A 19,582-nucleotide genomic window follows, 5' to 3' on the forward strand; every position below is an offset into this window, starting at 1 on the left:
ATTATGAGAAAGTGAATCTTTCTCGCCGCGGAGCCAATAATGACCCTGCAGGAGCATTGCCGTATCGAGCCGCTGGAGCAAGCGCACGCGCTGCACGCCAGCTTCTACACCGACCCGCAATGGCTGGACTTCGAACAGCGCGAAGTCTTTGGCGCAAGCTGGCAACTGGCCGCGCACGCAGGGGAACTGCGAGAAACTGGCGACCATGTAGTCGGCGGCATTGCCGGCAAACCGATCATCATCATACGCCAGCAGGACGGCAGCCTGCAGGCCTTCTTCAACGTCTGCCGCCACCGCGCCGGCCCGCTCGCCACCTGCAACGGCAAGGCAGCACGGGCGCTGCACTGCAAGTACCACGGCTGGACCTACGAACTCGATGGCCGCCTGCGCGCCGCCACTGAAATGCATGACGCGGCCAACTTCGACAAAACAGCGATCCGCCTGCCCGCCATCCAGGTACGGGAGTGGCAAGGCCTGGTGTTCGTCGCGCTCGATGCGGCCGCGCCGCCGTTCGAGCAAGTGTTCGCCGGCATCGCCGCACGCATCGCGCCAGGCGACTTATCGGCCATGCGTTTCGCCAAGCGCGATACCTACAAGCTCGATTGCAACTGGAAGGTCTACATCGACAATTTCCTGGAAGGCTACCACCTGCCGTTTGTTCATCCCGGCCTGTCGAAGGTGCTCGACTACCGGGTCTACGATACCGAACTCGCGCGCTGGCATTCGCTGCAGCATTCGCCGCTGCGCAATAACGATGGCATCTACGGCGATGGCAATGCCTGGTACTACTTCGTCTACCCCAACACCATGCTGAACATCACCCCCGGCCGGCTGCAGACCAACCGCATCCTGCCGGCCGGCCACCAGCACTGCATCGTCGAATTCGACTATTACTACACGGACGCGCCGGAGGTGCAGGCGCGCATTGAGGCCGAACAAGCCTTCAGCGACGAGATCCAGGCCGAAGATATCGCCATCTGCGAGCACGTGCAGCAAGGCCTGGCATCCGGCTCCTACAGCGCTGGGCGCCTGAACCCGAAGCGCGAAAGCGGCGTGTGGCATTTCCAGAACCTGCTGCGCGCCGCCTATGCACGCCATGGATAAAGGAAAACCGCTCGGTTTCTGGATGTGCACCTCCCTGATCGTCGGGAATATGATCGGCATGGGCATCTTCATGCTGCCGGCCGCGCTGGCGCCCTACGGCAAGAACGCCTTTGCCGGATGGGCCATCACCGTCATCGGCTGCCTGTTCATCGCCCATGTATTCGCGCGCCTCGCGCGCGCCATGCCGGACGAAGACGGCCCTTACGGCTATTGCCGCCGCGCTTTCGGCAACGGCGTCGCCTTCTTCACCATGTGGTGCTACTGGGTGTCGATCTGGGTCACCAATGCGGCGCTGGCGATCGGCATCGTCGGCTACCTGACGACACTGCTGCCGGCGCTGTCCTCGCACCCTGCCCTGCCGCCGCTGGCGGCCATGGGCATCATCTGGTTCTTCGTGCTGGTCAGCCTGCGCGGCGCGCTGGCATCGGGCCGTGTACAGCTGGTGTCGGCCGCGCTCAAACTGCTGCCCATGGGCGCTATCGTGCTGCTCGGCGCCTGGATTGCGCTGCGCGACGGCGCCGCCTATGCCGCCCACCTGCCGCCCACGCCGTTCACGCTGGACGGCACCGCCGCCGCAGGCACCATCGCGCTGTTCGCGATGCTGGGCGTGGAATGCGCCTCGCTGCCGGCGACCAAGGTGCAGCAGCCGGAACGCACCATTCCGCGCGCCACCATTGCCGGCACGCTGGCCGCTGCCGCGGTGTACGTCCTGGTCTGCACCATTCCCATGCTGCTCCTGCCGCAGTCCGAACTGGCCGCATCGAACGCCCCCTTCGTCGATCTGTTCCGCCGCTATTGGGACGCCGGCAGCGGACACTGGCTGGCGATGGCGGTCATCGTCAGCGGCCTCGGTGCGCTGAACGGCTGGACCATGCTGGCGGGCGAAGTGACGGCATCGATGGCCCGCCACGGCATCTTCCCAGCCCTGCTGCAAGCGCCCAACAAGCACGGCGCGCCGGCCTGGTCGCTGCTGCTGGTGGGTGCGCTGGCGAGCGTGATGATCGCCATGAATTACAGCCGCTCGCTGGCTGAAGGCTTCACCTTCCTGACCCTGGTGGTGACGGCGGCCAGCATGCCGCTTTACCTGGTCGGCGGCGCTGCAGTCTTCAAGCTGCGCCAGCGTGGGGCCATGCTGGCGTTCAGCGCCGTGATGACCTGCGTGTTCTCGGTGTGGGCCTTTTACGGCATGGGCAAGGAGGCCTTCTGGTGGGGCGTCGCGCTGGGTGCGGTCAGCCTGCCGGTGTTCTGGCTGGCGCGCTGGCGCCGGAAGGCGCAACAGCTTGCAGGCAGTACGCCGCCAGCAGCAGCGCAGCAGTGACCGCGCCGACCAGGGCTAGCTTCGGCGCTAACGCCAGCGCGGCGGCATGTGTGATCAGCCGGTTTTGCAGCACCACGGCGGCGATGAAGGCGGACAGCGCGGCAGCGGTCCAGCGCGGGCCTCGGGTGCTTGCACGGGTGGCCGTGTAGAGGCGACCGGACGGCAGAACGAATGGCGGCCACGGATCGGCGACGGCAACGTCGGCGGGACGCCAGCCCGTATGGCGGAACCATAGCGAGAGCTTGTCGCGCCAGCGCGCGGTGCGCAGCGCGTCGTGCCACATCACGGCCGGCCAGGCGAATTGCGCCCACACCGCGTTCCACCCCGGTGCGCCCTTGCGCACGCCGTACACGCATTGCTCGCCCTCTTCTATATAGGTGCCGAACAGGCGGTCCCACAGCATCAAGGTTGCGGCGTAGTTGCGGTCAAGATAGACCTCGTTGACTGCGTGGTGCACACGGTGGGCGCTGGGCGTATTGAGAATGCCTTCGATCAGCGGCACGCGCCCCACCAGGCGGGTGTGGATCCAGAACTGGTAGAACTTGCTCAGCGTGAGCTGGATGATGAAGACGCCCGGCGGGCAGCCAAGCAGCGCCAGCGTCATGAACAGCGGCGCGTGGAATACGTCCTGGAAGGCGCCCTGGCGCAGCGCCGTGGTGAGGTTGAATTCCTCGCTCTGGTGGTGCGGCGAGTGCACGGCCCACAGGAAGTTGATTTCGTGCGACCAGCGGTGCGCCCAGTAATACACAAAGTCGAAGGCGATGAAGGACCAGGCCCAGGTCCAGGCCGAACCGGGTGCAGACTGCCAGATCGAGAGATGGGCGAACACCCAGCCATAGGCCAGCAGCATGGCCGATTTGGTGAATACTTCGAGGGTCACGGTCCAGATGCCGCAGGACATGCTGGTGACGCTGTCTGCCAGCGTGTACGCATCCAGCCGCCGGCGGTGCGACAGCCAGGCCTCCAGCCCTATCATGAGCAGGAAGACGGGCGTGGCCGCGGCCACCAGCGCATTGTTATCGAGCATGTGCGGGCTTGGTGTCGACCCAGCGGGCCAGCACGCTGCGCACCGCCTGCCAGCCTGGGCGCACAGTTCCTGCGGCCTTGCTCTTGACTGGCGGCGCCTTCTGGCCGTTTTGCGCAGCCAGGGCGGCTTGCGCTTCCTGGGCGGCACGGGCAGCCTGGGCCCGTGCTTCGCGGCGCGCCGCAGCGGCGATGTCGGCCAGTTGCGCCAGTTGCACTGCGTTCGGGAAGGACTCCACCAGGTAGCGCGGCGGATGGTCTTCGGTGCGCTGCATCAGGGCGCCCACCACCGGCATGGCGGCATCCCAGCTCACCGTGATCGGCGGATCCAGGCTGGCGGGATCGGCAAAGTACAGCAAATCGGTCTTCGGCAAAAGGCTCGTCATGTCGCGCGTCCAGGTACAGGCGCTGGTCCGCAACTGCTCGGGACCGAGCTTGCCGACCAGGTAAGTAGCGATGCTGCGATTGCGCCCGCTTGCCATTTCATGCGCCTTCATCAATTCCTTCTGCAGGCGGTAATCATTGCCTTCCACGTACTTGGCCAGGCTGTTCAGGCGGCGCGCCAGGCTTGGCGGCACAAAAAACTGCCAGCGGCCGTCGACCCAGCGCAGCAGGCGCGGCATGACCATCTTTTCCTCGCGCATGGCTTCAATGGCGGTTTTCAGCATCGCGTCCAGTGCTGCTTCGTTCTGGTCGCTGGCCACCATCAGCATGCCGCGGGTCGGCACCATCACCACCGGACGGCCATCGGTGACGGTCGCTTCGATCAATTCGGGCAGCAGCATGCGCGAGGAATCGTAGCCGTCGTTCCAGCCGCCGCCAAACACGCCTTGCGGCGACGACAGCAGGGGCGCGGTGGAGCGTGCCCGCAGGTTGGCGAAGGCTGCCTCGAAGGCCGCGTTCTCACTCATGTCCCATGCCTTGAGGTGGGCTTGCGCCACGCGGTGCACGACGCGGCCGCGATGGTAGGCCAGGCCCACTTCCAGCCCTTCGCACAAGGGACGGAACAACAAAGGCGAATAGCCGCGCGCAGCCGCCAGCATGGCCTGCCCGCGCTCGGAACTGTTGCGCACGATAGGCAGCAGGTGGCGCTCCGCATCTTCCACCATGCCCGGCGTATTGCCCATCAGGACCATGCCGGCCGTGTGGCGCAGCAAGTCTTCGCTGGCGGCCAGGGAAACGGCCAGCCATTCCTGGTACATACGCTCCAGCGGCACCACCAGTTCGAGCGGATAGGGCGAAGCCGGGCCGGGCACGCCGAACAGCTCCTGTTCGGACTCGATGTAACTCCAGCGCCGGCCCGGGTCGAGCAGCTCCAGGTGGGCTTGCAGCTGGGCGGCGTATTCGGCCAGGGTGGCGCGCGCCACCGGTACTTTTTCCTCTTCGATCTCGCAGCGCACGCCGCAGCTCATCAAGGCTTCGCGATAGCGTTCGGCGGTAGCCCAGTCCACACCTTTCTTCAGGACGGCGCCATTGCCGGCAACGATAGGGCGCACCGCGTCCAGCGGACGCCGGAATAAAAGCATCAGGCGTGCCTCGACCCGCTCCCGCTGGAAGCTGTCTTGCACGCCGAGGGTTGTGAGCCGGTAGGTCGCCAAAATGTTGTCAACTTGAAAATTCTGCAACAGCATTGTAAGGTAATGCGGCCAGCAAGAGGCGGCAAACCCGTATCATGTTGGCCCCATGCCACAAACCATAGCCAGCTTCGCCACCAGCGAATTGAACGTCAAGAAAAGCCGCTTCCTGGGCTTTGTCCATCCGGTCGCCGATCGTGCCGCAGCGCAAGCTATTGTGGCACAGTTGCGGGCCCAACATCCCGCTGCCGCCCACGTCTGCTGGGCCCTGCTGGCAGGCGGCCAGTCGGCCGCCGTCGACGATGGCGAGCCGGGCGGCACTGCGGGCCGTCCCATGCTGGACGTGCTGCGCCACCAGGACCTGGAAGGCGTGCTGGCCGCCGTGGTGCGCTATTACGGCGGCATCAAGCTGGGCGCCGGCGGCCTGGTGCGGGCCTACACCGATGCCGTCGCCCAAGCCCTGCTGACGGTGGAAAAGATCGCCATCGTGCGCTACACCGAGCTGCGCTGCACCCTGCCCTACCCGCTGGAAGGCTTGCTGCGGCGCGAGCTGGCGGCCGCCGGCGCCAGCCTGGTCGAGGTTGGCCATGACGAGCGCGTGATGCTGGCCTTCCGCGTCGCCGAACACACGGCAGCCGCACTGGTGGCCAGGCTGGACGAAGCGGCCAGCGGACAGCTGGCATGGCTGAAAAACGAGCCCGACTGTTAAGACTCGTGATTTTCTGTTAACAATTTTTGCCAGATTGCCGCGCTCTCGATACTGTCCTAGACATCATGCGCGACGAAACACTGTTTTCTGGCACTCAACTGGCTGCTGTGTTGAATGCCCTGCCCGACCCTGCGTTCATCCTGACGCGCAGCGGACGCTATATGGCTATTTTCGGCGGCATCGACGCCCGCTATTACCACGACGGCTCGCACCTGATCGGCAAAACCATCCACCAGGTGCTGGAAGCCGCCAAGGCGAGCTGGTTCCAGCAGGAGATTGAAAAAGCCCTGCTGAGCCAGGCGCTGCACATCGTCGAATACGGGCTGGCGGCCTGCGATGTGAAAGGCTTGCAATCCGACGGCCCCGCTTACAGCCTGTGGTTCGAAGGCCGCATCCAGGCGCTGGACTTTCCGGTGAACGGTGAAGATGCCGTGCTGTGGGTGGCCAGCAACATCACCGCCCGCAAGGAGCTGGAAAACCGGCTGCGTATGCTGAGCGAGATCGACGCCCTGTCCGGCTTGCTCAACCGGCGCAAGCTGATGCACGTGCTGGCCGAGCACTTCGATACTTTCCAACGCTACGGCACGCCATTGGCCATGCTGATTTTCGACATCGACCATTTCAAGCGCGTTAATGATGAGCACGGCCACCTGGCCGGTGACGTAGTGATCCGCACCGCGGCCGACGTTTGCCGCAGCGAGTTGCGCAGCACCGACGCGCCAGCGCGCCTGGGCGGAGATGAATTCGTGGTCCTGATGCCACACACCACCCGCGACCAGGCAGCGCCGATCGCCGAACGCCTGCGCCAGCGCATCGCCTGCACGCTGCAGGCTCTTGGCAGCATTGGCGAGGGCGCCACAATCAGCGGCGGCCTGTGCGAATTCCGCCCAAGCGACGGCTCCTGCGAAGATGTGCTGAAACGGGGCGACGATGCGCTCTACCAGGCCAAGCGCGCTGGCCGCAACCGCATCCTCTGCACCGAGTGATGCTTGCGGGGGCTTGGTAAAAGGTTCAGAATTCCCTCAACGCCCGAGGGAGGTTGAAATGGACTCTTTGCTTCACTTCAAACCCGGCGACACCTGGCTGCTGCGCGGCCGCGGTGCGCGCGACAGGAACCACTTGCTGGCACCGACCACTGCGTCCCGTGCCTCAGCCGTCCCTGCCATCAGCCGATGGCGCGGCCTCGAAGCCCTTCCCATGCACCTGTTGCAAAAGCTGCGCGAGGCGCGCGCCAACGACGCCTTTGCGCGCCGCCTGGAAAACTTGCAAGTCTGCGTCTCGCGCGCCGAAATCCAGCTGCGCCAACTGGCCTCGCCCCAGCCCTGGCAAGTGCCGGGCGCCGGCCAGGTGCTCAGCGGCGACGCCATGCTGGCCAGTTGGCGGCAGGTGGCCGATGGCGGCCCGCTGGCGCGGGAATTTGCCACCTACGCCTGCCACGTTTCCGCTTGCACCCGCCAGTTGCAGGAGGCGCTGGCCAGCTTCGAGCAGCTGGCGCAGCAGGCGGCGGCCCATGAACGCCATGGCCCCTTGTATGCATTGGCGGAACGTTTGATCGGCTGGGGCGACACCCTGGTGGAAGACGAAGTGGCGGACGAAGTCATGCTGCGCATCCAGGCCTACCCTGAAATATATGAGCAAATGCTGGAAGAAGCCGGCGGCGGCAGCGACGAATCCGCCGCCAGCCTGGAATCGCTGGGTGACGCCGACCTGCTGCGCCTGGACTGGGCCGGCGGCCAGCGCACCATGCTGCTCAAGTCGCTCACGCGTTTGCGCGGCATCTGATACGGTCGTTTGCAGGCGCTTCTGCGCCTGTTTTTCGGGGCTGGACCGGCGCACAATGGGCACTACCTCGAAAGGAAAACGACATGGACAATAGCAAATCCCGCGGCTTCGGTGAAACCATGCTGGCTGTCGCCTGGTCCTTCATCGGACTGCGCCGGCGCAGCGATTTCGAACGCGATGTCGGCGCCCTGCGCCCCGGCTACGTGATAGTGGGCGCGCTGATTGCAGCCAGCTGCTTCGTCGGCCTCTTGCTGGCGGCAGTGCGCATGGCCACATCGTGATGTCCCTGCAGCTTGAACACGCCCACCAAGGTATCGAGGTGGGCGGCTTGCTGCTTCAACGCATCCGCCGCTGATGCGGCTTCCTCCACCAGCGCGGCATTCTGCTGCGTCACCGTATCCATTTCCGTCACGGCGCGGTTGATCTGCTCGATGCCGGCGCTTTGCTCGTCGCCGGCGGCCGTGATTTCGCGCATGATCTGCGACACCCGCTGCACCGAGACCACCACTTCGTCCATCGTGCTGCCGGCGCGCGCCACCAGCGCACTGCCCTCATCCACCTGCTCCACCGAACTTACGATCAGGTCCTTGATTTCTTTGGCGGCGGCGGCCGAACGCTGGGCCAGCTGGCGTACCTCGCTGGCCACCACGGCAAACCCGCGCCCCTGCTCGCCGGCGCGGGCCGCCTCCACTGCTGCATTCAGGGCCAGGATATTGGTCTGGAAAGCGATGCCGTCGATGACGCCGATGATGTCTGCAATCTTGCGCGAGGAATCGCTGATATTGCCCATGGTCTGAACCACCTGGCCGACCACGGCGCCGCCCTGCTGCGCGACCGCACTCGCCGCAGCGGCCAGCTCGTTGGCCTGGCGCGCATTGCTGCCGTTCTCGCGCACGGCGCTGGTCAGCTCTTCCATCGAGGATGCGGTTTCCTCCAGCGCGCTGGCCTGCTGCTCGGTGCGCGAGGACAGGTCCAGGTTGCCGGCCGCGATTTCGGTCGCGGCGGCGTTGATGTTTTCCGTCCCCTGCCGCACTTCGGACACGATGCGCAGCAGGCTGTCGCGCATGGTGCTCATGGCCTTCATCATGCTGGATTCGTCATCGTGGCGGGTCGCCACGTGCACGGTCAGGTCGCCGGCGGCAATACGGCCGGCGATTTCGGCAGCGACATCCGGTTCACCGCCCAACTGCGCCAGCAGGCGGCGCGCGATCAGTGTGGCGGCCACTACGCCGGCCACCAGTGCCAGCGCGCTCATGGCCAGCATCATGCTGCGGGCCGAAGCATAAGCTTGAGCCGCCGCGGCGGCATCGCTCTCATTATGCTTGCGCTGCAGAAGAACGTCTTCGTCCATGGCGTCCTGCCAGCGCTGGGTGACCGGGCCAGCCTTTGCCATCAGGATCGCCGTTGCTTCGTCATCCTTATGGTTCAGCGCCAATTGCAGTACCTGGTCGTTCAGGGGGCGGGCTTCCTGCTGTAAAGCGCGAATGCGCGCGCGGATCGCCTTCCCTTCCTCGGTATCGGGCAGGGCATCCACCGCTACCCGCGCCTTGTCATATGTATCGCGTGCAGCCCCGATCTTGGGTAGCTCGCGCTTCATGGCTGCTTCATCCGAGAGCAGCACGATAGTGCGGATGACGCGGGAAACGATGTGCACCGACTCCGACATGTCCTGAACAAGGGTCAGCTTCGCCACATTCAGCTGAACCACTTTTTCCAGCTGGGCGTGAATGCGGTGCATGTTATAGATGCCAAGGCCGGAAATGCCTGCCATCAGGACCAGCACCAGGCCAAATCCCAGCGCCAGACGTGTGCCCACCTTCATCGACTGCTTCGACATGGCTTTTCCTTTCGTAGCGACTCTGCAACCCGGGTGCTTCAAATAGGCAAGACTACACCAATTCAATTAGAATCTGTCGATTCCAAAATATAAGCCGCCGCCCCAACATGAACCTGCAAGTCATCCTGAACCTGGCCGTCGCGGCCCTTTTGCTGGCCTTCCTCGCAGTGCAGCAAAAGCGCCACGCCAGCTTCACGGTGCGCGTGTTTTCCGCGCTGGGGCTGGGCATTGTCCTGGGCGCCGGGCTGCAGCTGCTGTATGGCGCGAGCAGCGAGGAAGTCAAAGTTACGGGCGAATACCTCGATATCGTCGGTAGCGGCTATGTCAGGCTGCTGCAGATGATCGTCATGCCGCTGATCATGGTGTCCATCGTGTCTGCCATCCTCAAGCTGCGCAATGCCAGCTCGCTGGGCAAGATCAGCGCCCTGACCATCGGCACCCTGATGATCACCACCACCGTAGCGGCGGCCATCGGCATCCTGATGGCCAAGCTGTTCAACCTGAGCGCGGTGGGCCTGGCTTCCAATGCAGCCGAAGTTGCGCGCGGCGTCTACCTGCAAGGCAAGCTGGCCGACGCCCAGGCGCTGTCGCTGCCGAACATGATCCTGTCCTTCATTCCGAGCAATCCCTTCCTCGACATGACGGGCGCACGCAAGACGTCGACCATCGCGGTGGTGGTGTTTGCCGTATTTATCGGCGTGGCCGCCATCGGCATCGCGGAAAAGAAGCCGGACCACTTCACTTCCTTCGACCATGCAGTGCACGTGGCGCACACCATTGTGATGCGCATGGTGACCCTGGTGCTGCGCCTGACGCCGTACGGCGTGTTCGCCCTGATGGCGCAGGTGGTGTCCAGCTCAAGCTATGCCGACATCCTGAACCTGATCGGCTTTGTGGTGGCATCCTACTGCGCCCTGCTGCTGATGTTCTGCGTGCACCTGGCGATGGTGAGCGCCAGCGGCCTCAATCCGCTGCGCTACACGAAGAAGATCCTGCCGGTGCTGACCTTTGCCTTCACCTCCCGCACCAGCGCCGGTTCCATTCCGATGAGCGTGCAGACCCAGACCGAGCGCCTTGGCACGCCGGAAGGCATCGCCAACTTTGCCGCCTCCTTCGGCGCCACCATAGGCCAGAACGGCTGCGCCGGCATTTATCCCGCCATGCTGGCGGTGATGATTGCGCCGACGGTCGGCATCGATCCATTCACCGTCGGCTTCCTGGCGCCGCTGCTGGCGATCATCACCGTCGGTTCGGTGGGCGTGGCCGGCGTAGGCGGCGGCGCGACTTTCGCCGCACTGATCGTCTTGTCTTCCATGAACTTGCCGGTGGCGCTGGCAGGCCTGCTGATTTCCATCGAACCGCTGATCGATATGGGCCGCACTGCGCTCAACGTGAGCGGTTCGATTGCGGCCGGCACGGTGACCAGCCGCATCATGGGTGAAACCAATATGGCGACCTTCGCCAGCAACCAGGAATTGCAGATCGATTCCACTTCCAACGCATAACAGGAGACCTCATGCGCCGTATCGCCTTATCCCTCGCTCTGGCGTCACTCGCCGCCGGCAATGCCTTCGCCTCGCCAAGCAACCCGGTGAACGGCGCCGAATTCCGCACCCTGCAGCAGGCGCAGCCGACGCAGAAGGTGGAAGGCAAGGTCGAAGTGATCGAGTTCTTCATGTATCACTGCCCCGCGTGCTACGCCGTGGATAATCCGTTGACCGAGTGGGCCAGGAAGAATGAGGACAAGGTGAACTTCCGCCGCATCCACCTCTCCAGCGGTGAACTGCGCGACTTCGAAGCGCGCCTTTACGTGACGCTGGAAGCGCTGCAACTGCAGGACGCCATGTACGGCAAGGTGCTGGAAGCCTGGCACAAGGAACACCGCCGCCTGCGTAGCGATGAAGAGAACCTGAACTGGGCGCTGCGCAACGGGATCGACAAAGAGAAGTTCCTGTCGGCCTACAATTCCTTCGGCGTGGCGATGCGCCTGAAAGCGCTGGCGCGCATGGCGGATGCCTACGGCGTGACCGGCACGCCGACCATCGTCGTCAACGGCAAGTTCGTGACCGAGCCGCAGATGGTGGCGCAAGCCAATCCCAACATGCCGGGCACGGAAGTGATTCCATCGTCCATGCAGGTGCTGGACGCGCTGGTTGCGCGCTCGCGCCAGTAATTCCGCCTCTCGCTCTCCCGCCGAACCAGGCTATCAGTCTGGTTCGGTGCGGCGCCAGCATTTCGCCCGGCTCCCCCTGTCCCCGCCCATTGCCCCCCGCGCACTTAGACGTCATAATGACTTTTACTAAAACGTTAATATGACATCCAAGCCACATTAGGCGACGAATGGGTAAACAATTGCGGTGGTTCCTTGTGCTTGTGATGCCCCTGTTTCTGGGCGGGTGCTTATTTGACTCCGGGGTGGAATGGCGTGCCGGCCCGTACGCGTTGCTTTGGATCGACACATCAGAGAATACTTCAATCTGTCGCGACCTCGGGAACGGCAATTGGATTGGCAGGATTGACGGTACGGTATTTGCGGTCGGATGGGACGGGCGGTACTTAGTGGCGAAACAGCATCCTAGTTTTGATCGAAGCCAGACAAACTACTTCATCATTGATTCAGCAAACGACGGGGAGTTTGTCGATCCATCAAGCGTTGTGATAGGGCCGCTTACTGCACTTGAATTTCAAAGAAAATCGACGGAGATGAAACTTCCGAAATTCTCGAAGGTATTGGAGTCTTTGGATTAATCTACATGCCCAACAATTTATCGAACGCAGACGCGCTTGCGGGCGCCGGTTAGCATGAACAATCGAATTGACTTTGAAGGTGTGTTTCATTTATTCCCGTCCCATGTGGCAGTCATGTCTGGTTACCGCCCCCAGCACCTGCTCCATGAAAATTACCAGAGCAGCGGAACGCACACCTACCCGGACAGAGCGCTGGTGAATCCTGATGAACCTGCACTGGTTCAGGTGCAGCTCATTTCGCCCGAGGTCTATCCATGCTGTCTGTGGGAGGGACGGGTACTCTCGATTTTGGAGGGGACACGCCTCGTCGGCAAGCTGACTGTCAGAAAAATCATCAACAAATCGCTGGGCGTGCTTCAAGAGAACTACAAGTCTCGGTGGGAAGATCCAGCGCGTTTGGACAAACCCAGGAGGCAGTGCAGTGAGGTTAAGTAAGGACTTTAGTGGCGCACTCAGGACCTTCGCATACTTCATGGCTAGCGGTACGCATTACATGCTCGAGGGTGTCGATTACCTCAGCCTTTATGGTGAAGATCCGAGCGCCATTGAACAGGTCTACGCGATCTTCGCCAACGTCATCGAGCTCGATGAGGAAGGCCAGGTCCTCAATTTCACTTATGCACAGCGGCGGGCCACGGACTACCTGAGGGCCTGGTTTGATCCGTCGTTCAAGGTCGATCCACCGTATGAACAGTGGGAGACAGCGCTTTATGGACCTCCATCGCTAAAAGATAAGATCTAAAACCCAAAAATCTGCACGCCTATGAATTTAACGCTCGTCATTATCTATGGAACCCTGGTCTTCCTGGCTACTGTCGTCGCCTCAATTCCGTTTGGCTTTGTTGATGGGTTCACCACGGCAAGCGGCGAGCCGCTAAGCGAACGAACGCTGGCGCTCCTGAAGTATCCCGAGTACGCAACGGAGCTGATAGCCGTTGTGCTGGTTCTCGTACATTTAAGCGCCAGGCAACTCAACGAGCCAAGCCTTCAGGCTGCATCCGCAATCTTGTTCGGAGCCATCATTACGTATTTCATCGAGGTCCGAAAGAAGCTGATTTCACATAGGGAATTCACAATCCGCATACTTCTTGGGCTTACCGTGTGCGTTCCCATAGGCGTGTTTGCAGGCTCAAAAACCTTGGGACCATAAGTCGCCGTCCCGAATACCCCCAAGCTGCGGTGTGCCCCGCGATTGATCGCCGCACATTTAACATTCATAATGACTTTTACTAAATCGTCAATATGCAATCCAATCAAAGTCGGGACTTCATGAAACGTCTACTAGGCCTCCTCCTCTCACTGACTTCAACGATTTGTGCGGCGCATACTTGCCCACCTGGCTTAACCTTGAGTAAGCAATTCAAGGATGCGAGAAGAGTCATGCTGGTGTATGTACTCGAGACCAGGCTCGAGGAAAAGCTTCTAAAGGAAATGACCGGGAAGCGTTCTGACGTGGGTTCTGACGACGAGGCGGTAAAACTTGTGTCCGCCGGATATCAGGTGATCGAAGACTATAAGGGCGAACGAACATATACGCCTAGGCTTCTTGATCTCTTGGGGATCGGAACCGGCTATGTCGGATTGACTCCGGGCGTGTATTACCTGGTCATTCTTGGGGACGTAGAGCCAAACGAAACAAAAGAGATGAGAATCGTTGATAGCTGCCAAGTTCCATTGCAACACTACAGGTTCAAAGTCCCAGATTTTCAGAAGCGCTTGGACGAAGTTCGTGAACTATCCAAAGAAAAGTCTGAACTACTACAGATTACTCATTGAGCTCGACCGCCTCCGTTAAAAGATAAGATCTGAATCCCAAACAATCCGAGTCCGCGTTGGACTTTTCGCCAAAAGCAAATCAGATGCCCCAAAGAGCGATTGAAAAGCAGCGCTTGCGCGATAACGTCATTGCCCGTATCAGCCTCGCCATTGCAAGCATCGGCGTCTTGCTGTTGTTGATCGGCCTCCGCTCGCCGGAGACCGTTGGTCCGGTCCGCGGAATCGAGTTGACCTGCATTGCCTACCTGCTGTTTCTAACGGCAATGTACCGGAATGGTGCTCCGGTTCGCACGCGCGGCGGCATAGTGACAAAAATTGCGTCGCCCTGGACCTATAAATTCTGTTTTATTCCCCTCTCGCTCGTTGGTACTGGCCCACTTTTCATATTACTTGGTAAAGGCGCACTTGAAGCGCCGCATGTCATTTCAACCTGGACGTATCTGGATGGTTTGGTTGCGATTGCCGCAGGGCTGCTCTTCCTACTAGGCTGGGCTATCCTGTGGGGGACACTGATTGTCGGTACTATTGTTGGCATTTGCCGTTTTCTGCGAAAAGTCCTAAGCGCCCAATGAACCTGTACGCCGCACCCAAGTCCACACTTGATGAGCCCGCTCGCGGCAATTCCGGGACCGCTGTTTTGGTCGGCGCTGCTGTGGGGATAGGCATTTCTTATACTGTCCTCACAGTCGTCGGCATCATTTTCCTGTGGGTGCTGACATTACAAGGGGTATCGCTGCAGGACTTGTATGCGAGGGCGTATCAATCGACCGCCTACATAGCCTTCGCACATGTATTTGGCGTCCTTTGCCATATCTATGGCGGTTACTGGAGTGCGCGCCTGGCCTCTCGAAAACCGCTGGCCACAGCCTTGTTCGCAGGCGCCGTCGTTGCCGTGTTTACAGCCATAACAAATCTGATGCCGTACGAGTTGCCTATTCCGCTCTGGTCTCGCATTGCAGGGGTTCTCGCGCCGATGCCCTCGTTCGCCCTGGGAGCTTTAGCGTGGCGGCGTGTGCCGCAGAAATAACGGTGGTTGATAAATGTGCCCATCATGCTTGGGGCTTTCCAACGCCGCGATGTATATAACCAATGATTCAATTTGGCAGACGCTAAACTGTGCCGCCACGTACACTATGCGAGTTTTTCTTGACGATGAACGCAGCATTCCGGAAGGCTGGGTGCGAGTCTTTTGGCCAGACGAAGCCATCAAACTTCTGGAATCGGGACATGTGGAAGAGATGAGCCTGGACCACGATCTGCGTGATGATGAACGCGGGACCGGGTACGACGTCGTGCTTTGGATCGAAGAAGCGGTTGCGCTTCGTGGCTTCATACCGCCCAAAATCGCTGTGCATTCGGCCAACTCTTCGGCACGGGACAAAATGATCGCAGGTATTCAATCCATAGAACGTATGGTTTCCAAAGAATGAGCCGGGTACTTGGTTCCGCTATTGCTCTTGGCATCCTTTGGGGGATGAGTGGCCAGAGTATCGCTAAACCGAGCGCTCACAAAACGGCATGCGCACGGCTCAAATCAGCCGTACCGAATCATGAACATCGGAGGGATGATCTGTATTGCATCCCGTACCAGGATACCCGACGCTATCTTCTGTTCCAGCTACATGAAAAAATCGATCCAGCGTCGGTCCCATCCGATTGGGTTGGCAGTGACCTCGTTGCCTACTACGCCGTGAGCAAGCATGGATCTTGCGTACGTGAGTGGGACTTCCCGCACGAGCAACCAGGTCGGCGTGTTGCTGGAGTCTGTACTTCGCGATGAAAGCTAAAATAGGGTGACCCCTGAAGTGGATCTTGAACCCACCAACAACTAGAGAAAGGAGGATTTTAGAAATGCCTAATTTCCCAACTACCGGTAAAACACATGCAAATTCATATTTTCAGAGGACCTGGCCGGGTATTCGGCTTCACGACATTACCATCTGGTGACAATCTCCCGCAAAAATACGCGCCTTGGACTGAGTTCAAGACGATCGAGCTCTTCAGGGATGTGCGGACATCTGGCGTGGATGCAAACGAGTGCCTCGACGACATCGAGGCGCACGGCGTGCACGTGACCGACGCCCACGTTCGAATTACCGAGGAAGCCATGCGCTAGCACCACACGCCGGAGGACGGTGTTCGCGATGTCTTTTTTCGAGTCACCGTCTGATCTACGCTAAATGGCTATAGTCTGGTCTGGAGAGACCGGAAATACGGGGGATGTTCGAGTCTGTCACCTGAACTCTCCCCTGCAAAGAAACCTATGAACACACCGGCAATTCAATTTGTAGAGAAATTTTTGATCGGGTCCGACGACCTCTTTCAGGAGCTAAAGCACTCGGTCGCCTGGGATGAACGCATGAAAGCTCGCAAGACTGCGAGCTTCGGTGTCGCCTATGATTATTCCCAGATCTCTTACCCTGAGATTCCGATGCCTGCGAAGCTCCAGGCCATTTGCGAAGAAATTGAGGCGGCCCTAGGATTCCTTCCAAACAACTGTCTTTTGAACTACTACGAAGATGGTCTATCTTCAATGGGATTTCATTCTGATTCCAGTGAAGAGCTGGCTCACGGAACTGGTGTGGCCATCATCTCACTTGGCGCGGTGCGCATTATCACCTTTCGCAGTAAGGCGGATAAGTCAGCAGAGTTCAACTACCCGCTTCCAAGTGGATCCTTGCTGTACATGACCAAGGAGATCCAGGATCACTGGCTGCATTCCATCCCGAAGTCAGTGAATGCCGGTGAACGCATCAGCCTGACATTCCGGGCAATAGTCAAATGATTCGCAACCTGATCCTCCTGCTGATTATCAGCTCCATCCTCCCAGCCCATGCCGCCCGTCCAATTGTAAGCGCTGTCGAAATGGGCAAGCGGCAAATCAAGGCGGGCAAGCACCAGCAGGCCTTCAACCTGTGGTACGCCGTTGGCAGCTACGGGCCAGAGCCAGACGTTCAATACGCACTGTCAGACATGCTTGACCACAGCAAGGCAACACTCAAGTTGCCGGGATTGCGTGCGGACATAGCAAACCGCATGCTGCTCCTTGCTGCCGTCAACGGCTACCGGCCGGCCCAGAGCAAGCTTGCGTATGCCCTGCGCGCTGGTCGCCCCGGCATTATCGCCGATGAAACCGCCGCCAAATGCTGGGAGCAGGAATTGGCGCTTCCAAGCGCCCCCGAAAAATGTCTCGCCCGAACCGCGACCTCCACCCCAAAGGCGCGCCCAGCCTGCAGCCAGCTGATCGCAAAGCTTGAAAACTCCGCTGATGGTCGCAAAGCCGCCGAGCTTTGCCTTGCAAATGGACTGATGGCATTGCAGGCGCCCGGCCTGCCACCGTCGGACATCTACGAGAGCGACGTGGCAGCTCATGAAGCGTATGGCATCGAGTGGATTATTGTCGGCGATGCGCCTGGCGAGCACGGCATTGCCTTCATGGAATCATTCGATTCGGCGATGGACCAGGCCATCCGCGCCAAATGGGGCGAAGACGTCTACGAAAGGATCACTGCCGATGCCGAGCGCCGCCTGCAAGCATTCCGAGTACGCAAACAGGACGCTCAGAAACGCAAGTAACCCTGAGACGATGCCCCAACCGGACGTGCCGACGGCATCCTCAAAGCGATCGTTTTGAAGCGCTGCCGCCGGTGCCCGTCGGCTACGCCCTGCATCATGCTCCAGGCTGAAGCGACTACCACTGTCCGGATTCGGACAGCAGCGTGCGGCAGCGCTCACCAATGTCGCTGCAAAGCCCGGAAACATGCGGCTTTGCGGCATGGCACGGAGATTGCAATGTTCCGTGCATGGACCAAGCTATCAACCCTTCTATCATCAAGCGCCGCCGGCGCACCACGTTCGGTGCGATCGGCGCCGGGCTGGCGCTCGTCTGCGCCGCCGTGTGGGGCGTGAACCGCGCCGTGTCGCCAAGTGTCAGCGCCAATCAACTGAACATCGCAGAGATTCGCCAAGGCAGCATTGCCGACACCATCGGCGCTGCCGGCATCGTGGTTCCGGTGCACGAGGAACAGGTGCCCAGCCCCATCCAGACGCGCATTGCCAAAGTGCTCGCCCGCCCGGGCCAGCAAGTGACTGCGGGCACCCTGCTGCTGGAGCTGGATAGCCAATCGGTCAAGCTGGAGCTGGAGCGCCTGAAAGAACAACTGGCGCAACAGGATAACCGCATCCAGACCCTGCGCCTGGAACAGGAACAGAAACGCAAGCAGCTGGCCAGCAGCATCGAGCTTCTGCAGCTTGACCTGCAATCGACGCGCGCCAAGCTGCAACGCTCGCAAAACCTGCGCCAGCACGGCGGCGTATCAGCGGAAGACCTGCTCACCGCGGAATTGAATGTCAAGCGCAATGAAATCCAGCTGCGGCAGCAGCAGGAACAGGTCGAGGATGTGCGCCGCGCCACCGCCAGCAATATCGAAGGCGCCCAGCTGCAGCAAAGCATCCTGCGCAAGCAGATGTCGCAGCAGGAGGATCTCCTTGCGCGTACCCAGGTTCGCGCGCCCTTCGATGGCATGCTGACCTGGCTGCTGCAGGACGAAGGAGCCGCCGTCGCCGCCGGCCAGCTGGTGGCGCGCGTTTCGGACCTGCACAATTACCGTGTCGAGGCGACTTTATCCGACTTTCACTCCCGCCGCGTGGAGCCGGGCCAGCCGGTGCTGGTCGAACAAGGCGCCCTGCAGCTGCAAGGAAAGGTGCAGACCATCCTGCCCGAAATCCAGGATGGCACGGTCAAGCTTTTGGTCACGCTGGACCAGCCGAATCACCCGCAACTGCGCAACAAGCAGCGTGTGGACGCCAACATTGTCGCGGCCCGCCAGGATGGCGCCCTGGTGGTTACGCGCGGCCCGGCCATCAATGGACGCGGCATGCAATCCGTCTTCGTTGTCGATGGCAGCACCGCGCGCAAGGTCACGCTGACTATCGGCGCAAGCGACGGCAAACAGGTTGAAATTCTTGCCGGTGCTCGTGCCGGCGACCGCATCATCATTTCCGACACGACCAATTTCAAAGACCACGACTCCATCAGGATCGCACAATGATCAAACTCGAAAAAGTCAGCAAAACCTATTTCACCGACAAGGTACAGACCCTGGCGCTGAAGGATATCGACCTGCACGTGCAGAAGTCCGAATTCGTCTGCATCATGGGCCCCAGCGGCTGCGGTAAAAGTACGCTGCTCAATATCATCGGCCTGCTGGACCGGCCGGGCGCGGGCGAGATCCACGTAGGCGGAAAGGCCGTGCAGTCGTACAAGGACAAGCACGTCGCGCGCCTGCGCAACGACACCTTCGGCTTCATCTTCCAGAGCTTCCACCTGATAAACGACCTGCGCGTGATCGACAATGTGGAGCTGCCACTGCTCTACCGCAGCATGTCCGGCAGCGAACGCCGCGAACGTGCACGCGCCGCACTGGAAAAGGTCGGCCTTGGTGCACGCATGGAGCACTACCCCAACCAGCTGTCCGGCGGCCAGCAGCAGCGCGTGGCCATTGCACGCGCCATGGTCGGCCAGCCCGACGTATTGCTGGCCGACGAACCGACCGGCAACCTCGATAGCAAGATGGGCGCGGAAGTGATGGATATCCTGCTCAAGCTGAACGAAGAAGGAACCACTGTCGTCATGGTCACCCACGACGAAAAAGAAGCCAGTCGCGCGCACCGCATCGTGCGCGTGTTCGACGGCCAGCTGGTGGCATAGG

The 19,582-nt window shown here is 60.8% G+C and carries 23 protein-coding genes; 20 read left to right on the top strand and 3 right to left on the bottom strand.

Annotated elements, in window-relative coordinates:
• The first annotated feature begins 39 nt into the window (after positions 1 to 39).
• Positions 40 to 1,104, top strand: coding sequence for an aromatic ring-hydroxylating oxygenase subunit alpha (locus tag GM658_RS02010; protein ID WP_155452328.1), 1,065 nt, complete (start codon positions 40 to 42; stop codon positions 1,102 to 1,104).
• Positions 1,097 to 2,422: an amino acid permease gene (locus GM658_RS02015; protein WP_155452329.1), complete on the top strand. Its 1,326-nt coding sequence runs from the start codon at positions 1,097 to 1,099 to the stop codon at positions 2,420 to 2,422. Before GM658_RS02010 ends, GM658_RS02015 begins: the two co-directional genes overlap by 8 nt.
• On the opposite strand, the gene GM658_RS02020 is transcribed toward GM658_RS02015, so the two are convergent.
• Positions 2,334 to 3,449 carry a sterol desaturase family protein gene (locus GM658_RS02020; RefSeq protein ID WP_155452330.1) on the bottom strand — a complete coding sequence of 372 codons (1,116 nt, stop codon included), beginning with the start codon at positions 3,447 to 3,449 and terminating at the stop codon, positions 2,334 to 2,336. The genes GM658_RS02015 and GM658_RS02020 overlap by 89 nt on opposite strands.
• The gene (locus GM658_RS02025; protein WP_211841795.1) at positions 3,439 to 5,070 is read right to left on the bottom strand and encodes a DUF1444 domain-containing protein; all 1,632 of its coding nucleotides are present in this window, start codon (positions 5,068 to 5,070) and stop codon (positions 3,439 to 3,441) included. The genes GM658_RS02020 and GM658_RS02025 overlap by 11 nt, the downstream gene beginning before the upstream one ends.
• A gap of 58 nt (positions 5,071 to 5,128) precedes the next feature.
• Between GM658_RS02025 and GM658_RS02030 the strand changes: the two genes are divergently transcribed.
• The 4 genes from GM658_RS02030 to GM658_RS02045 all read left to right on the top strand — a co-directional run bounded on the left by GM658_RS02030 (position 5,129) and on the right by GM658_RS02045 (position 7,791).
• A complete protein-coding gene (locus GM658_RS02030) occupies positions 5,129 to 5,728 on the top strand; it encodes an IMPACT family protein (RefSeq protein ID WP_155452332.1) in 600 nt (199 codons plus the stop codon).
• A gap of 65 nt (positions 5,729 to 5,793) precedes the next feature.
• A complete protein-coding gene (locus tag GM658_RS02035) occupies positions 5,794 to 6,714 on the top strand; it encodes a GGDEF domain-containing protein (protein WP_211841796.1) in 921 nt (306 codons plus the stop codon).
• Between the two features lie 58 nt (positions 6,715 to 6,772).
• Positions 6,773 to 7,510, top strand: a complete 738-nt coding sequence (locus GM658_RS02040; RefSeq protein ID WP_155452333.1) for a hypothetical protein — start codon at positions 6,773 to 6,775, stop codon at positions 7,508 to 7,510.
• 83 nt (positions 7,511 to 7,593) lie between these two features.
• Positions 7,594 to 7,791, top strand: coding sequence for a DUF2970 domain-containing protein (locus tag GM658_RS02045; RefSeq protein WP_155452334.1), 198 nt, complete (start codon positions 7,594 to 7,596; stop codon positions 7,789 to 7,791).
• Here GM658_RS02045 and GM658_RS02050 read toward each other — a convergent pair.
• Entirely contained in the window at positions 7,710 to 9,347 is a 1,638-nt protein-coding gene (locus GM658_RS02050; RefSeq protein ID WP_308612773.1) for a methyl-accepting chemotaxis protein, read from the bottom strand. The two genes, GM658_RS02045 and GM658_RS02050, sit on opposite strands and share 82 nt — an antisense overlap.
• 107 nt (positions 9,348 to 9,454) lie before the next feature.
• Between GM658_RS02050 and GM658_RS02055 the strand changes: the two genes are divergently transcribed.
• From GM658_RS02055 to GM658_RS02120, 14 genes are all read left to right on the top strand, one after another.
• Positions 9,455 to 10,852, top strand: a complete 1,398-nt coding sequence (locus GM658_RS02055) for an L-cystine transporter (RefSeq protein ID WP_155452335.1) — start codon at positions 9,455 to 9,457, stop codon at positions 10,850 to 10,852.
• A gap of 11 nt (positions 10,853 to 10,863) precedes the next feature.
• The gene (locus GM658_RS02060) at positions 10,864 to 11,520 is read left to right on the top strand and encodes a thiol:disulfide interchange protein DsbA/DsbL (RefSeq protein ID WP_155452336.1); all 657 of its coding nucleotides are present in this window, start codon (positions 10,864 to 10,866) and stop codon (positions 11,518 to 11,520) included.
• Between the two features lie 167 nt (positions 11,521 to 11,687).
• Positions 11,688 to 12,095 (top strand): DUF3997 domain-containing protein, encoded by a 408-nt coding sequence (locus tag GM658_RS02065; RefSeq protein WP_155452337.1) that lies wholly within the window; start codon positions 11,688 to 11,690, stop codon positions 12,093 to 12,095.
• 54 nt (positions 12,096 to 12,149) lie between these two features.
• The gene (locus GM658_RS02070) at positions 12,150 to 12,530 is read left to right on the top strand and encodes a hypothetical protein (protein WP_155452338.1); all 381 of its coding nucleotides are present in this window, start codon (positions 12,150 to 12,152) and stop codon (positions 12,528 to 12,530) included.
• Between the two features lie 37 nt (positions 12,531 to 12,567).
• The gene (locus GM658_RS02075) at positions 12,568 to 12,837 is read left to right on the top strand and encodes a DUF7677 family protein (RefSeq protein WP_155452339.1); all 270 of its coding nucleotides are present in this window, start codon (positions 12,568 to 12,570) and stop codon (positions 12,835 to 12,837) included.
• Between the two features lie 21 nt (positions 12,838 to 12,858).
• The gene (locus GM658_RS02080) at positions 12,859 to 13,245 is read left to right on the top strand and encodes a hypothetical protein (protein ID WP_155452340.1); all 387 of its coding nucleotides are present in this window, start codon (positions 12,859 to 12,861) and stop codon (positions 13,243 to 13,245) included.
• Between the two features lie 197 nt (positions 13,246 to 13,442).
• A complete protein-coding gene (locus GM658_RS02085) occupies positions 13,443 to 13,871 on the top strand; it encodes a hypothetical protein (protein ID WP_155452341.1) in 429 nt (142 codons plus the stop codon).
• Positions 13,872 to 13,927: 56 nt separating this feature from the next.
• A complete protein-coding gene (locus GM658_RS02090; protein WP_155452342.1) occupies positions 13,928 to 14,443 on the top strand; it encodes a hypothetical protein in 516 nt (171 codons plus the stop codon).
• Positions 14,440 to 14,898 carry a hypothetical protein gene (locus GM658_RS02095; protein WP_155452343.1) on the top strand — a complete coding sequence of 153 codons (459 nt, stop codon included), beginning with the start codon at positions 14,440 to 14,442 and terminating at the stop codon, positions 14,896 to 14,898. The genes GM658_RS02090 and GM658_RS02095 overlap by 4 nt, the downstream gene beginning before the upstream one ends.
• 28 nt (positions 14,899 to 14,926) lie before the next feature.
• Positions 14,927 to 15,301, top strand: a complete 375-nt coding sequence (locus tag GM658_RS02100; protein ID WP_308612775.1) for a cyclic-phosphate processing receiver domain-containing protein — start codon at positions 14,927 to 14,929, stop codon at positions 15,299 to 15,301.
• Positions 15,302 to 16,134: 833 nt separating this feature from the next.
• A complete protein-coding gene (locus GM658_RS02105) occupies positions 16,135 to 16,656 on the top strand; it encodes an alpha-ketoglutarate-dependent dioxygenase AlkB family protein (protein WP_155452345.1) in 522 nt (173 codons plus the stop codon).
• On the top strand, positions 16,653 to 17,447 hold the full coding sequence (locus GM658_RS02110) for a hypothetical protein (RefSeq protein ID WP_155452346.1): 795 nt from the start codon (positions 16,653 to 16,655) through the stop codon (positions 17,445 to 17,447). Before GM658_RS02105 ends, GM658_RS02110 begins: the two co-directional genes overlap by 4 nt.
• 227 nt (positions 17,448 to 17,674) lie before the next feature.
• Positions 17,675 to 18,922, top strand: coding sequence for an efflux RND transporter periplasmic adaptor subunit (locus tag GM658_RS02115; RefSeq protein ID WP_155452347.1), 1,248 nt, complete (start codon positions 17,675 to 17,677; stop codon positions 18,920 to 18,922).
• On the top strand, positions 18,919 to 19,581 hold the full coding sequence (locus GM658_RS02120; protein ID WP_155452348.1) for an ABC transporter ATP-binding protein: 663 nt from the start codon (positions 18,919 to 18,921) through the stop codon (positions 19,579 to 19,581). Before GM658_RS02115 ends, GM658_RS02120 begins: the two co-directional genes overlap by 4 nt.
• Position 19,582: the final 1 nt, after the last annotated feature.

The organism is Massilia eburnea (assembly GCF_009720745.1).
Lineage (GTDB): Bacteria > Pseudomonadota > Gammaproteobacteria > Burkholderiales > Burkholderiaceae_D > Rugamonas > Rugamonas eburnea.

Bases quoted from the DNA above. Each gene is read 5' to 3' on its own strand.
- GM658_RS02010 (WP_155452328.1), top strand. From the start codon at position 40: ATGACCCTGCAGGAGCATTGCCGTATCGAGCCGCTGGAGCAAGCGCAC.
- GM658_RS02015 (WP_155452329.1), top strand. From the start codon at position 1,097: ATGGATAAAGGAAAACCGCTCGGTTTCTGGATGTGCACCTCCCTGATC.
- GM658_RS02020 (WP_155452330.1), bottom strand. From the start codon at position 3,449: ATGCTCGATAACAATGCGCTGGTGGCCGCGGCCACGCCCGTCTTCCTG.
- GM658_RS02030 (WP_155452332.1), top strand. From the start codon at position 5,129: ATGCCACAAACCATAGCCAGCTTCGCCACCAGCGAATTGAACGTCAAG.
- GM658_RS02035 (WP_211841796.1), top strand. From the start codon at position 5,794: ATGCGCGACGAAACACTGTTTTCTGGCACTCAACTGGCTGCTGTGTTG.
- GM658_RS02040 (WP_155452333.1), top strand. From the start codon at position 6,773: ATGGACTCTTTGCTTCACTTCAAACCCGGCGACACCTGGCTGCTGCGC.
- GM658_RS02045 (WP_155452334.1), top strand. From the start codon at position 7,594: ATGGACAATAGCAAATCCCGCGGCTTCGGTGAAACCATGCTGGCTGTC.
- GM658_RS02050 (WP_308612773.1), bottom strand. From the start codon at position 9,347: ATGTCGAAGCAGTCGATGAAGGTGGGCACACGTCTGGCGCTGGGATTT.
- GM658_RS02055 (WP_155452335.1), top strand. From the start codon at position 9,455: ATGAACCTGCAAGTCATCCTGAACCTGGCCGTCGCGGCCCTTTTGCTG.
- GM658_RS02060 (WP_155452336.1), top strand. From the start codon at position 10,864: ATGCGCCGTATCGCCTTATCCCTCGCTCTGGCGTCACTCGCCGCCGGC.
- GM658_RS02065 (WP_155452337.1), top strand. From the start codon at position 11,688: ATGGGTAAACAATTGCGGTGGTTCCTTGTGCTTGTGATGCCCCTGTTT.
- GM658_RS02070 (WP_155452338.1), top strand. From the start codon at position 12,150: ATGAACAATCGAATTGACTTTGAAGGTGTGTTTCATTTATTCCCGTCC.
- GM658_RS02075 (WP_155452339.1), top strand. From the start codon at position 12,568: ATGGCTAGCGGTACGCATTACATGCTCGAGGGTGTCGATTACCTCAGC.
- GM658_RS02080 (WP_155452340.1), top strand. From the start codon at position 12,859: ATGAATTTAACGCTCGTCATTATCTATGGAACCCTGGTCTTCCTGGCT.
- GM658_RS02095 (WP_155452343.1), top strand. From the start codon at position 14,440: ATGAACCTGTACGCCGCACCCAAGTCCACACTTGATGAGCCCGCTCGC.
- GM658_RS02105 (WP_155452345.1), top strand. From the start codon at position 16,135: ATGAACACACCGGCAATTCAATTTGTAGAGAAATTTTTGATCGGGTCC.
- GM658_RS02110 (WP_155452346.1), top strand. From the start codon at position 16,653: ATGATTCGCAACCTGATCCTCCTGCTGATTATCAGCTCCATCCTCCCA.
- GM658_RS02115 (WP_155452347.1), top strand. From the start codon at position 17,675: ATGGACCAAGCTATCAACCCTTCTATCATCAAGCGCCGCCGGCGCACC.
- GM658_RS02120 (WP_155452348.1), top strand. From the start codon at position 18,919: ATGATCAAACTCGAAAAAGTCAGCAAAACCTATTTCACCGACAAGGTA.